This is a genomic window from Cypionkella sp. TWP1-2-1b2 (assembly GCF_049896245.1).
Classification (GTDB): Bacteria; Pseudomonadota; Alphaproteobacteria; order Rhodobacterales; family Rhodobacteraceae; genus Cypionkella.
On sequence record NZ_JAFCTX010000030.1, the window covers coordinates 1 to 12,299 of the forward strand.

Below are 12,299 nucleotides of genomic sequence, written 5' to 3' on the forward strand. Positions count from 1 at the left end.
GCGAAGCTCCATAGGATGTGATTTGCCCATCTCGATCCCCTATATCTGGAAAGATCAGGGAATCAGAAACCGTCCAAGATGGGAAGCCTGAATCATATGAACGGCGACTTGCTCTAACATTCGATATCAGTCACGAAGCCGGGGTATTTCCGCCGCGCGAAGTTTATGAAGGCAAGGTTCGCAATGTCATCCGCGCTCTCGATCATGTCCATATGCCGCCAATACGTAGACCAGTGCATGCCCTTTGGCTTACGCACGAAACTGCCCATACCCGGCTCACTTCCCATTGCCACCCGCCGCTTGTTTGCGGCGCGCACTGCCCGATCTACAGGGGTCTCCGATTGGCAGGTATAGGCGACCTGATTGCCAAGGATGGCCGCCAGCGCCTCACCACCGCCCGAGAAGGCGACGTAGTTGATCTTGGTCGGATCAATGCCTGCGGCTTTGGCCAAAAGACCGACGGTGATATGATCGACGCCACCCGCCGAGCCGCCTGCCCAAGACACCGAGCCCGGATCAGCCTTCATCATCTCAACCAATTCGCCAATGGTCTGGATCGGCGAGGATGCGGAAACCGCGATGCCCTCGGCTTCACCGGTCAGCCGCGCAATCGGGGTGACATCGGCCAAAGTAACCGGAGATGAGTTGGTCAGGATCGCGCCGACCATCACATAACCGCCCACGATCAACTGACTGGGATCGCCCGATGCGGTCGAAGCGAATTGCGCCAGACCGACAGTGCCGCCCGCGCCCGGTACGTTCTGCACCTGAACCGAGCCTGCGATGCCTTCGGCCTGCATCACCTCTTGCATCGACCGCGCGGTGCTGTCCCAGCCGCCGCCCGGTGCCGCAGGAGCCATGATCATGTAATCGGTGGCAAGTGCCGGAGCCGCCAGCGCAGCCACGAAGAACGCGCTCAAAAGCGTGTGTTTCATCCTGATTCTCCTCCCAAGGCACGGATTTTGTGCCGTTTCTTCTGGGCAGCACCTCCTCGTGCCGTCCCTGCTTGGAATTTCAGCACATAATCCTGTCAACTGGCTGACAGTGGCCGCGCGCAGCTATTTTGGGGCCAAAGCCGCGCGCCACAGCCGAAACAGCCGCTGGCGCTTGGCTTGATCAAGGTAAACCAGCACGCCGGGGCTGACCGAAACCGGCCGCAGTTGATCGCCCAAGGCCGCCTGCATCGCACGGCCACTGTTGGCACCCGAAACCTCTAGGCTCACCGCAGGCATCCGCAGCTTTTCCGACAGCAGGGTCTGGCCCTGTTTGCTCATCAGGAAATCCAGAAACTCCGCGCCCAGTGCGGGCGAGCCTGCCGCGCGCGGCACCAGTGCTACCCTTGACACCACCACGGTGAAATCACGCAACAGCACCAACCCCAGATCGGGCGCATTGCGGGCCTGATCGGCGGCATAAGAACCTAAGACGTTATATCCCAACACCAAACGACCATCCGCCACCCGGTCGATGATGTCCTGACTGGTGGGATAAGTTTGCAGGCCCGCCGCCGCCATTTCGCGCAGCAGTGACCAAATATCGGGAAAATGTTCGGTATCGCGGGCGAGAAACAGATATCCCACGGCAGAGCGTTCAATGTCATAAGTGCCGATTTTGCCGTGCATTTCGGGCGAGGCGTGGCGCAGCCAATCCATCAGCTCCAGCCGCGATTGCGGCGGGCCATTTGGGAAGCTGGGCTTGTGGTAGACCAGCACGCCGGGCTCGAACGTCATCGCAAAGGCGGTGTCCTGCCAGTTCGCCCATTGCGGCCAGTTGCGCGCGGCGGGCACCTCGACCGCCTGCGCATAGCCGTCATTGGCCAGCTTGATCTGCATATCCATCGCAGAGGAGAACACGAAATCCGCCGTAGGCTTTCCTGCTTCGGTTTCCGCCACCACCCGCGCTGAAATCTCGCCCGCCAGCAGGTCTTCGTAGCGCACCGCCACCCCCGGATGCCCCGCCTGAAACGCCGCAATCAGCGGCGCGGCCAAGTGGTTATCCAGCGTCGAATAGATCACCAATTTTGACTTAGCCGTGCCATCAGGGGCTGGATAGTTCACCACCTCGCCCCAGATCGGGCCAGCCATTGCAGCGCAAAACAGGGCCAAACCGAACATTCTTCGCATCATTTCACTCTGACCGATGCAACTTGCGTTCACAACTGAGCACTTTCCGCCTACCTTGCCCTAGGGGGGGATGAGTATGCGCTTGCTGGTGGTTGAAGATGATCTGCCCTTGGCGGAATCCTTGGTGACGCTGCTCACCTCGTCCGGTTATGCGGTGGATTGCGTGCATGATGGCGCGTCTGCCGAGGCGCTGGCGGCGGTGGAACAGTTTGATCTGGTGATCCTCGATCTGAACCTGCCGCAGATGGACGGGCTGTCACTGTTGCGCGCGATGCGAGCGCGGGCCAATCCGGCGGCGGTGATGATCCTGACCGCGCGCGGGGCCGCCGAAGACCGGGTGCGCGGCCTCGATCTGGGCGCGGATGATTATATGGCGAAACCCTTTGATGTGCGCGAGTTTGAAGCCCGCGTGCGATCTTTGTTGCGGCGTCAAGCGGGCCTGCGTTCGGCCACCGTCACCTTGGGCACCGTCACGCTGGACCTGACCACCCGGCAGTTTTCCGCCGCAGATCAAGCGCTTGACCTGCCGCCGCGCGAACGGGCCCTGCTGGAACTGCTGCTGACCCGCGCCGGAAAAGTGGTGACGAAAGAGGCCATCGTGCAATCCTTGACCTCGCTGGATGATATGCTGTCGGACAATGCCATCGAGCAATATATCTCACGCCTGCGCCGCCGCATTGCCCCGTTTGGTTTGGGTTTGCAGGCGGTGCGCGGCATTGGCTATCTGCTGGAAAAAGCCCCGGACAGCCGATGAAACCCTATTCCCTGCGCCGCCGTCTGCTGCTGTGGCTGTTTCTGGCCACGGCTTTGCTGGGCCTGATCGCGCTGCTGGACACTTGGCGTGAGGCGCTGCGCACCGCGCAAAGCGTGTCGGATCGGGTGCTGGTCGGCTCGGCCTTGGCGATTGCCGAGCGGGTGACAGTGGATCAGTTCGGCGAGTTAGAGGTCGATCTGCCCTATTCCTCGTTGGAAATGCTGACCTCGACCGCACAGGACAAGGTGTTTTATCGGGTAGATGGCCCAATCGGCCACTTTCTGACCGGATATGAGGATCTCGCGGTGAACCCAGCGCCTGCGGGTGGTGTGGCGTTTGCTGATGGCACGCATGGCGCGGTGGGTATCCGCAGCGCCACTTTGATGCGCGAGGTGTCCACGGGGGCACGCTCGATTGGCTTCAGCGTGACGGTGGCGGAATCGACGCGGGCGAGGGCGGAATTGGCGCGCGCGATCCTTTTGCGCTCGGCGTTGCGGCTGGCGGTGCTGATCCTTGGCGTCGCCTGCATCGTCTGGATCGCGGTGACATCGGCGCTACGCCCGCTGGACCGACTTGGGGCCACCATCGCCGAACGCTCGCCCGACGATTTGCGCCCAGTGACCGCCGATACCCCGCAAGAGGTCGAGGCGCTGATGCGGGCGATCAATTCCTTCATGAAAAGGCTGGATACCGCGCTTGAGGCGTTGCGGCATTTCACCGGCAATGCCAGCCACCAGCTGCGCACCCCCCTCGCCGTGGTGCGCACGCAACTGGCCTTGATTGACCGCAGCGCTACCCCCGCGCAGGCCACTGCGGCGACGGATAAGGCGAAAATTGCGCTGGAACGCGCCGAGCGGGTTTTGGCGCAACTGCTGGTGCTGTCGCGGGTGGATGCCGCAACAGGAGCTGCGGCATTGCAACGGCTTGATATCGTCGCCATCGCGAAAGACCTGACTGCCGAAATGGTGCCGCTGGCGCTGAGCCATCACATCGACCTTGGCTATGAGGGGGCGACGGAAGCCATGACATTGGCCGAGCCGGTGCTGCTGGCCGAGTTGTTGAAGAACCTGCTGACCAATGCCATCGCCTATGCCGGGGTCGGTGCGGTGGTGACCGTGCGGGTGCAAAAGCTTGGCGACGCGGTGGTGCTTGAAGTTGAAGACAACGGCCCCGGCCTGTCGCCCGAACAGACCGAGCGCGCGGTGCTGCGCAAACGCGGCACCAGTGCCCCTGCCCGCGCGCTGTCGGCTGATCAGGAAACCGGCTTTGGCTTGGGTCTGGCGATCACCACCGAAATCGCCGCGTTGTTTGATGCCGAAATTCAACTGCAGCGCGGGGCGGAACAGCGTGGTCTGCTGGTCCGGGTGAAATTTCCGCCGCTGGCGTAAGGCATAGCGCGAACGGCAAACCGAACACCGTAAATTCGAAGTGACCTGTGCTTATGTGAGACGGGAATTTGCTTCATACTTTACAACCAATATAGTAGTTGTGAAGCTATGGGAGAATCAAATGCTCGGAAACCGTTTCGCAACCCGGATCAATTCCTTCGCATCGGGGGCATCCGACTACTGGCCTGACTTGGCCGGAAAGCCCTCGCTGGCGCAAATAATTCAACGTGCGGCGACGGTCGACGGGCTGACCGAGTTGGACCTTAACTACCCTGATCATGTCGGCGCAGATGCTATGGAAATCGCCAAAGTGGTGGGTGATTGCGGCCTTTCAGTTAGCGGTCTGGCGATGCGTTATTACACCAACCCAGCCTTCAAACGCGGCGCTTTCACCAACCCAGACGGTGCTGTGCGACGCGAGGCGATTGATCTGACCAAGCGCGGCATTGATGCCGCCCGCGCCATCGGTGCGCCGATGATGACGCTGTGGTTGGGGCAGGATGGCTTTGATTACACCTTCCAATGCGACTACGCCGCAATGTGGCAAGATGAGATTGCAGGCATCGCCGAAGTCGCTGCACATGATGCGGATTGCCTGATCTCTATCGAGTACAAACCCAATGAACCAAGGGCTTATAGTGTTCTTCCCGATGCGGCGACCACGCTTTTGGCGATTAAAGAAGTGGGCGCTGCAAACCTTGGTGTCACCATCGACTTTGCCCATGCGCTTTATGCCGATGAGCAGCCCGCCTTTGCTGCAGCGCTGATCCAGCGCCACAGCCGCCTGCTTGGCTTGCATCTGAACGACGGCTACGCCAAGCGCGATGATGGGCTGATGGTGGCCGCAGTACACGAACAAGCGACGCTGGAACTGCTGCGCGAGGTCAAGCGTGGCGGCTTTGAGGGCGCGATTTATTTTGACACCTTCCCCGATGCCTCGGGCCTTGATCCGGTGGCGGAATGTGCCGCCAACATCCGCACCGTGCGCCGGATGCTGGCAGCGGTGGATGTGATGGCAGGCGACAACCGCCTCGCCGATGCCCAAAGCCGTCAAGACCCGATTGCAGCACAAGAAATCGCTCGAATTGCGCTGGCGGGTAAGACAGTGGCCTGAATTTCTTTACAAGTGTACGTAGGCTTGTGCTGAATTGTGTCGTCGTGAATACAGTCCGTTGCACGACAAGCAGATGGAACGCGTTGTGAAAATCCGAGGGAAATATGGGCGACCCAAAAGCCGTAGCCGCACAGATCCGCATGAAGCTGCCGAACCTGACGCCGCTGGAAGGCAAGGTCGCAAGCGATATTCTGGCGCGCAAGGATATTGATGCCGCAACGCCCCTGCGGGAGGTGGCCGAGAAATCCGGCGTATCCGATGCGATGGTGGTCAAGGTGGCGAAGAAACTCGGCTTTGCCGGATTTCGCGAGTTTCGTCAGGGTCTTGTCGATTACTACAAATCTGACAGCGCCGCCCTGCATTCTGAAATCTCGGAACAAGACGGCTCTGGTGAGATCGTGCAGAAGGTGTTCCGCACTGCGATGCAGGCGCTGGAGGAGACCTTTGCCATCCTCGATCTGGCGGCGTTTGATCGGGCGGTGGATTACCTGCACCGCGCCCGTCAACGCGACTTCTACGGGCTTGGCGGATCAGCACAAATCGCCCGCGATGTGGCGCATAAATTTTTGCGCATCGGCATCCGGGCCAGCGTCTTTGACGACGCGCATATGATGATGATGTCGGCGGCGCTGCTGGGGCGCGACGACGTGGTGGTGGCATTTTCACATTCCGGCACCACGGCCTCGGTACTGGATGCGGTGGAACTGGCGCGGCGCAATGGCGCGCTGATCATCGCGGTGACGAACTATGCCGAAAGCCCCCTCGCCGGGTTGGTCGATGTGGTGTTGTGCTCGACTGCGCAGAATTCGCCGCTGCTGGGGGAAAACGCCACGGCGCGGATTGCGCAGTTGAACCTGCTGGATGCGCTTTTTGTGGCGACAGCCCAGCGCGACCGCGCTACCGCCGATCAAAATCTGGATCGCACCATGCGCGCCGTGCAATCGAAACGCAGACAATGAGGCCAAGATGACCAAGCCCGCCCGCCTGATTGGAAATACCGTCCTTGTGGTCGGCAGCCTGCACTACGACATTATGGTCGAAGCCGATCATTTGCCGCGCCGCGATGAGACGGCGGTGGGATCGCGCTGGTATCCGAAATTCGGCGGCAAGGGCGGCAATCAGGCGGTGGCGGCGCAGGCTTATGGTGCTGTGGGCCGGATATTGGGCGCGGTTGGCGCGGATGATTTCGGCGCGTTCCTGCGGGCACGGTTGGGAAGTTCAGGCGTCGATCACCGCTTTGTCGCCACCTGCGACGAAGTTGGATCGGGGATGAGTGTGGCGATCATGGATGCCAGCGGTGATTATGCGGCGACGATTGTGTCGGGGGCGAACCTGCATATCGTTTGCGAAACCCTGCAAAATCCTGAGGTTTGGCAGGATGTCGGCCTACTGGTTTTGCAAAACGAAGTCCCCGAAGCCATCAACCTGCATGCCGCGAAAGCCGCCCGTGCGCGCGGCATCCGCACTCTGTTGAACGCCGCCCCGAGCCGCCCGCTGTCACTTGAATTCGCCCGTTTGGTGGATGTGTTGGTGGTAAACGCGGTCGAAGCCGAAATGATGGGCGCAAGCCCGATCACCAACCTGAAAGCCGCTGCCGCTGCCGCGAAAAAGTTGGCGGATCGCTTTGAAAGCGTGATTGTCACCGCAGGCAGCCTGGGACTGGCGGCGTGGAGTGCCGAGGATGAGCATTTCAGCATCGCCGCCGAGAAGATCGACGTGGTCAGTTCGCACGGCGCAGGCGATGCGTTTATCGGTGCCCTCGCCGCCTGCATGGTGGGTGGAGCCAAGTTCAAAAAGGCATGTGCTGCGGCCTCGCACGCCGCAGCCGAGCATGTGGCCGGGCGGCCTGCGATGGCGATTGCCCGCTGAAAGCGGCAGCTGAATTTCTCCCAGCGGGGAATGACTTGTGTTTTCTGCCACTTTTTTTTCGAAAATCTACCACATGTGGTAGTATTTTTTGCACATTCGCAAAAGCTTCCGTTTTAGCGCATCACGAAGGGATCAGGAATTGGATCGTCCGAGGTGCGCAGCCAGACCGTCTTGACCGTGGTGTAATCCAGCGCGGCCGCAAGCCCTCCCTCACGGCCATGCCCAGACAGCCCCTGCCCACCAAACGGCGCAATCGGCGACACCGCGCGATAGGTGTTCACCCAAACCACTCCGGCGCGGATACCCCGGATCATCCGGTGTGCCCGGGTCAGGCTGCGGGTGAACACGCCCGAGGCAAGGCCGTAAACCGTGTCATTCGCCAGCGCCAAGGCCTCGGCTTCGGTCTCAAAACTGATGACCGACAGCACCGGGCCAAAAAATTCCTGCTGCAAGCCCACCGCATCCGGCAGGCCAGAGCAATCTAAAATCGTTGGCGGATAAAAGAATCCGTGGCCTTCCGGCACCACGCCGCCCGTCACCAGCTTGGCCCCCTGCCCCAGACTTTGCGCCACCAGATCGGCGATGCGCGTGCGTTGCCGCTCGGTGCAAAGTGGGCCAACTTCGGTGGTCATCTGATCGGGGGCGGCAATCCGAATGGCCTCGGCCTTGGCCTTCAGCTTGGCGAGGAAAGCGTCTTTGATGCTGGCTTGGATGATCAGACGCGAACCCGCGACGCAGCTTTGCCCGGTCGCCGCGAAAATTCCCGAGATCTGCGCGTTGACCGCCGAATCCAGATCGGCATCCTCAAACACGATGAACGGCGATTTGCCACCCAACTCCAGCGAGGTCGAGGCGAGGTTCTCCGCCGATGCCCGTACCACATGCCGCGCGGTTTCCGGGCCGCCCGTGAAGGCGATATGGGCGATTTTCGGATGGGTGGTGAGGGCTGCACCCGCCGCCGGGCCGCCCGTAAGAATATTCACCACACCCGGTGGAAAGCCCGCCTCATCCACCAAACGGGCAAATTCCAACATCGGCGCGGGGCCGTCTTCAGAGGCCTTCAACACAACCGTGCATCCCGCAGCCAGCGCTGGCCCCAGTTTGACCGCCGACAGGAACAACTGGCTGTTCCACGGCACGATCGCGGCCACCACGCCGATGGGTTCGCGCCGCAGCCAAACTTCCATATCCGGCTTGTCGATCGGCAGATGCGCGCCTTCGATCTTATCAGCCACACCGGCATAATAGCGATAATATTCCGCGACATAGGCGATCTGCGCCGAGGTTTCGCGGATGATCTTACCGGTATCGCGGGTTTCCAAAGCGGCGAGTTTCGGGGCTGCCGCCTGCACCAGATCGGCCAACCGATACAGCAATTTGCCGCGCGCCGAGGCCGTCAAACCCGCCCAAGCCGGGCTGCAAAACGCACCCCATGCGGCATCGACAGCGCGCCCCACATCGGCAGCGGAAGCCTCTGGCATCAGCGCCCAAGGCTGGCCCGTCGCCGGATCAAGGCTTGCAAAGCTGGCCGCGCCATCCTCAAAAACCCCACCGATATACTGTTGGAACCGCTGCATAGAGCCTCCTTGGGCGGACATTGGGGGCGGAAGTTGGGTCAGGCAAAGGCAGGCATCACGTCTTGCACAAAGCGTGTCAACGAGGCTTTTTTGCGCGCAAAACTCATCCCAGAGTCGATCCACAGGCTAAACTCATCATAGCCCAAATCCTGATAGCTTTTGATGCGGGAAATCACCTCGGCAGGCTGGCCGACGATGTTGTTCTTGCGCATCGCAGCCGCTGAATAGAACGGATGGGCAGCGACTTCTTCGGGTGTCAGTGTCTGGATCAGGCCCTGCGAAATCGGGCGCTTGTTCAGGAACCAAGCGCCGAAGTAGTTGTAAAACAGGTTCAATTCTTCCGCGCCAAGATCGGCGTCGGCCTCACTCTCCGCCACATAGGTATGCCGCAGCACCATGATTTTCGGGCGCGGCATTTCGGGATGCGCGGCACAGGCGGCATTAAACCGCTGCATCAGGCTGACCACTTCTTCATCGCCCATATGCAAAGGCGTCACCTGCACATTGCAACCATTGGCAACGGCGAAATCGTGAGAGTTCGGATCACGCGCCGCCACCCAGATCGGCGGAAACGGCTGCTGCACCGGTTTCGGGGCCGAGGTGGTTTTCGGGAACTGCCAATGCTCGCCGTTGTGTTCGTAATCGCCCGCCCACAGGCCCTTGATCGCCGGGATCAGCTCGCGCATCTTTTGACCAGCGGTCCAGGCATCCAATCCGGGGCTCATCCGGTCATATTCAAAGCTGTAGGCCCCGCGCGCGATGCCCAGATCAAGGCGGCCGTCCATGATCAGATCGGCCATCGCGGCCTCTCCGGCCAATTTGATCGGATGCCAGAACGGAGCGACGACATTGCCGGTGCCAAGCCGCACGTTTTTGGTGCGGCGCGCAAGATCGACAAGGTTCAGAAACGGGTTCGGCGCGATGGTGAAATCCATGCCGTGATGCTCGCCGGTCCAGATCGCGTGCATGCCGTTTTCGTCAGCGATCTGGCAGAGTTCCAGCATTTCCTCATACAAGCGCTGCTGCGGCTCGTCGGCACTGACCCGCTCCATATGCACGAACAACGAGAATTTCATCGGCGATTCCTTAGCTTTTGCTGACCGGAGCAACCCGGCCCATATTCTGATTACCGAAATAAATGCCATAATCGCCGACACGGGCCTCATCGGCCAGCCGCTCCAGCATGGTGCGCATGGCGGGGTCGGTCACGTCGTCAAAGCGATTGGGGCTAAGTTCAACAAAGCCGCCCTTGCTCGGCGTGCCGCCCGTGCTGGGGCAGAGAAACGCGATGTGCTGCTGGCCCGCCGCGACGTCTTCATAGACCGAATAGATGAAACCGGGCACCGCCTGCACGCCCGCAGCCTCGATCAGCGCCTGCAAGGTCGCCGTGGCCCCGTTGACCCCAACCCGCGCCGTCGGAAGGCTCAGGCCGCCGCGCCCATCGTCTTGCAACAGCACATGGCCGTCCTGCTCGATCAAAGCCGAGACAACCACCGCAGGCCCACTCGCCAAAGCCGCGCCCGCTTGCGCCGGGGTGAAATAAGAGCCGCGATAATAACCCAAACCCGCCTGACCCGAGGCTTCAAACGCCGCAACCTTGCCGATCAGAATGGCATGATCGCCCGCGTCTATGACTTGATGCGTGCTGCAATCGAACCAAGCCGAGACGCCATGCAGGATGGGCGCACCGTGGGGGCCAATTTGCCATTGCACGGTGGAAAAGCGATCCTCCACCGGCTTGGCGAAGGTGTTAGAGACATCCTTCTGGCTTTCGGATAATATATTGATCGCAAAGCCTTTTGCCGCCATGAACCGCGCATAGTTGCCCGAGGTTTTCGCGATCAACACCAACAAAAGCGCGGGATCGAGCGACACCGAGGAAAACGAATTGGCGGTAAAGCCAATCGGCGCGCCCGCCTCGTCCAGCGCGGTCACAACGGTCACGCCCGTCATGAAGGTGCCAAAAGCGTCTCGCAGCAGGCGACAGTTTTCCAATGTCATGCGCGTATCCCCTTCTTTGCGGCGAGCAGTGGCACCGCCAACCAAGCCGCAAGTGCTGCATTGACCTGCGCCGGGGCCGTCAGATTGACCATATGGCGGTGGCCCTTGATCACCACAGCCTGACCCATCGGTGCCGCCATCGCCATCGCTTTTGCCATCGCCGGGGTCGAGTTCGCATCCCCCGAAGCCGTCAAAACCAAGGCGGGGCTATGGATTTTCGGCCAAGCCTCGGCATAGGCCATATCGCCATTGGCAAAGGCACGGTAAGCCGCCGCATAGCCTTGCAATTTCACCATACGCAGCCAGCCCGCCACCTGCGCGCGCACCGCTTGATCCGCCGCCGTGTCGCCAAACCAACGCGTCAGCGGCACATCAATGTCATTCGCGCCATTGGCCAAATCCGCTGCCCGCGCCTGCACCGCCGCCCGCGCCTCGGGCGTGCGGCGATAAACCCCGTTCAAAACCGCCAGCCGCAGCACCAGATCGGGATGATCTACGGCCAGGCCAGCGGCGATCAAAGCCCCCATCGAATGGCCCGCGACATTGACAAAACTGCAGCCCAGCTGGCGCAAAGTTTTCGCCGCCCAAACCACATAATCAGTTAATTCCGGTTGCCCCGGAAGCAGGTCAGACAAGCCATGTCCCGGCATATCGAGTGCAATCACCCGGTTGGTTTTGGCAAAATGCGCGATCTGCGGCCCCCAAGAGTCCGCACACATACCAACGCCGTGCAGCAGAACCAAAGGCTCGCCCTGGCCAAGCTCCAGATAGCTGATGCGCGTGCCGTCAGACAGCCGCAGGGTTTGCAGCGTCATGGCCCAGATCCTTAAGGTCTTGATAGCGATCACCAATCCGGTGATGTGGCCGCCCACCGATGGAAGCCCCCAGTGCCACCACAATCTCATCCGCCGCCGGGGCATCCGGGATGGCGAAATGGATGGTCAGGTAATGCGAGCGCCGGCCTTCATCGTTTTTATCCATCAGCGGGATCATCACCGGGGTATTCGCGCCACCGCGGATATTGGTGAACGCCAGATAAGATTTCGCCCCGACCGCCGTGCGATAATGATTGCCAAACCGCAAGGTGTGGATCAGCGCCGAGGCATGCTCGACCTCACCATCAAGCCCGACAATCGCGGCTTTACCGTAGGCTTCAATCACCTCGCCCGAACCCGCAGCCTCCAGGATCATCGCGGTCAGCAGGGCACCCAGATCGGGCGCAACATCATGAATCGCGGGCTTGAGGTTCTCGACAAAGCCCATTCCGGCCCAGGGGTTTTGCACCACCGCCGCCGCCGCGATCAGCTTTAACGGCATTGCCGCCACCTTACCGCCCTCAATCAGCGTGGTTTCAACGTGCAGCAGGGTCTTGCGGATAACGGCTGGCATTTTGGCCTCAGAATCGCTAGGTTTGTCTGATGGTATGTTGGTATACCATAGGACCGCATGTCAAGAACCAGTTGCGATTGACCC

The 12,299-nt window shown here is 60.7% G+C and carries 12 protein-coding genes; 5 read left to right on the top strand and 7 right to left on the bottom strand.

Annotation, left to right across the window (positions count from 1 at the left end; translation table 11 throughout):
* Positions 1-113: 113 nt before the first annotated feature.
* Positions 114-935 (bottom strand): tripartite tricarboxylate transporter substrate-binding protein, encoded by an 822-nt coding sequence (locus ACP7AP_RS17410; protein ID WP_426036083.1) that lies wholly within the window; start codon positions 933-935, stop codon positions 114-116.
* A 123-nt stretch (positions 936-1,058) separates the two neighbouring features.
* Positions 1,059-2,114, bottom strand: a complete 1,056-nt coding sequence (locus tag ACP7AP_RS17415; protein WP_426036085.1) for an ABC transporter substrate-binding protein — start codon at positions 2,112-2,114, stop codon at positions 1,059-1,061.
* Positions 2,115-2,199: 85 nt separating this feature from the next.
* Here ACP7AP_RS17415 and ACP7AP_RS17420 point away from each other — a divergent pair, with 85 nt between their 5' ends.
* The 5 genes from ACP7AP_RS17420 (at position 2,200) to ACP7AP_RS17440 (ending at position 7,248) form a co-directional block, all read left to right on the top strand.
* The gene (locus ACP7AP_RS17420; RefSeq protein WP_426036086.1) at positions 2,200-2,877 is read left to right on the top strand and encodes a response regulator; all 678 of its coding nucleotides are present in this window, start codon (positions 2,200-2,202) and stop codon (positions 2,875-2,877) included.
* Complete coding sequence (locus tag ACP7AP_RS17425) at positions 2,874-4,265, top strand: sensor histidine kinase (RefSeq protein ID WP_426036087.1); 1,392 nt, start codon at positions 2,874-2,876, stop codon at positions 4,263-4,265. Before ACP7AP_RS17420 ends, ACP7AP_RS17425 begins: the two co-directional genes overlap by 4 nt.
* A 121-nt stretch (positions 4,266-4,386) precedes the next feature.
* On the top strand, positions 4,387-5,379 hold the full coding sequence (locus tag ACP7AP_RS17430) for a sugar phosphate isomerase/epimerase family protein (RefSeq protein WP_426036088.1): 993 nt from the start codon (positions 4,387-4,389) through the stop codon (positions 5,377-5,379).
* Between the two features lie 104 nt (positions 5,380-5,483).
* A complete protein-coding gene (locus tag ACP7AP_RS17435; protein WP_426036090.1) occupies positions 5,484-6,338 on the top strand; it encodes a MurR/RpiR family transcriptional regulator in 855 nt (284 codons plus the stop codon).
* A 7-nt stretch (positions 6,339-6,345) separates the two neighbouring features.
* Entirely contained in the window at positions 6,346-7,248 is a 903-nt protein-coding gene (locus tag ACP7AP_RS17440; RefSeq protein ID WP_426036092.1) for a PfkB family carbohydrate kinase, read from the top strand.
* 113 nt (positions 7,249-7,361) lie between these two features.
* Here ACP7AP_RS17440 and ACP7AP_RS17445 read toward each other — a convergent pair whose 3' ends face one another.
* Genes ACP7AP_RS17445 through ACP7AP_RS17465 form a run of 5 tightly spaced genes read right to left on the bottom strand, consistent with a single transcriptional unit; the run spans position 7,362 to position 12,215 of the window.
* A complete protein-coding gene (locus tag ACP7AP_RS17445; protein WP_426036094.1) occupies positions 7,362-8,825 on the bottom strand; it encodes an aldehyde dehydrogenase in 1,464 nt (487 codons plus the stop codon).
* A 38-nt stretch (positions 8,826-8,863) separates the two neighbouring features.
* Positions 8,864-9,901, bottom strand: a complete 1,038-nt coding sequence (locus ACP7AP_RS17450; protein WP_426036096.1) for an LLM class flavin-dependent oxidoreductase — start codon at positions 9,899-9,901, stop codon at positions 8,864-8,866.
* Between the two features lie 10 nt (positions 9,902-9,911).
* Positions 9,912-10,826 (bottom strand): flavin reductase family protein, encoded by a 915-nt coding sequence (locus ACP7AP_RS17455; RefSeq protein ID WP_426036098.1) that lies wholly within the window; start codon positions 10,824-10,826, stop codon positions 9,912-9,914.
* Positions 10,823-11,641, bottom strand: coding sequence for an alpha/beta fold hydrolase (locus ACP7AP_RS17460; RefSeq protein ID WP_426036100.1), 819 nt, complete (start codon positions 11,639-11,641; stop codon positions 10,823-10,825). The genes ACP7AP_RS17455 and ACP7AP_RS17460 overlap by 4 nt, the downstream gene beginning before the upstream one ends.
* Positions 11,613-12,215 (bottom strand): amino acid synthesis family protein, encoded by a 603-nt coding sequence (locus ACP7AP_RS17465; RefSeq protein ID WP_426036102.1) that lies wholly within the window; start codon positions 12,213-12,215, stop codon positions 11,613-11,615. The genes ACP7AP_RS17460 and ACP7AP_RS17465 overlap by 29 nt, the downstream gene beginning before the upstream one ends.
* Positions 12,216-12,299 lie beyond the last annotated feature (84 nt).

Coding starts and splice junctions, on each gene's coding strand:
- ACP7AP_RS17435 (WP_426036090.1), top strand. CDS start 5,484: ATGGGCGACCCAAAAGCCGTAGCCGCACAGATCCGCATGAAGCTGCCG.
- ACP7AP_RS17420 (WP_426036086.1), top strand. CDS start 2,200: ATGCGCTTGCTGGTGGTTGAAGATGATCTGCCCTTGGCGGAATCCTTG.
- ACP7AP_RS17430 (WP_426036088.1), top strand. CDS start 4,387: ATGCTCGGAAACCGTTTCGCAACCCGGATCAATTCCTTCGCATCGGGG.
- ACP7AP_RS17450 (WP_426036096.1), bottom strand. CDS start 9,901: ATGAAATTCTCGTTGTTCGTGCATATGGAGCGGGTCAGTGCCGACGAG.
- ACP7AP_RS17460 (WP_426036100.1), bottom strand. CDS start 11,641: ATGACGCTGCAAACCCTGCGGCTGTCTGACGGCACGCGCATCAGCTAT.
- ACP7AP_RS17425 (WP_426036087.1), top strand. CDS start 2,874: ATGAAACCCTATTCCCTGCGCCGCCGTCTGCTGCTGTGGCTGTTTCTG.
- ACP7AP_RS17445 (WP_426036094.1), bottom strand. CDS start 8,825: ATGCAGCGGTTCCAACAGTATATCGGTGGGGTTTTTGAGGATGGCGCG.
- ACP7AP_RS17410 (WP_426036083.1), bottom strand. CDS start 935: ATGAAACACACGCTTTTGAGCGCGTTCTTCGTGGCTGCGCTGGCGGCT.
- ACP7AP_RS17440 (WP_426036092.1), top strand. CDS start 6,346: ATGACCAAGCCCGCCCGCCTGATTGGAAATACCGTCCTTGTGGTCGGC.
- ACP7AP_RS17415 (WP_426036085.1), bottom strand. CDS start 2,114: ATGTTCGGTTTGGCCCTGTTTTGCGCTGCAATGGCTGGCCCGATCTGG.
- ACP7AP_RS17465 (WP_426036102.1), bottom strand. CDS start 12,215: ATGCCAGCCGTTATCCGCAAGACCCTGCTGCACGTTGAAACCACGCTG.
- ACP7AP_RS17455 (WP_426036098.1), bottom strand. CDS start 10,826: ATGACATTGGAAAACTGTCGCCTGCTGCGAGACGCTTTTGGCACCTTC.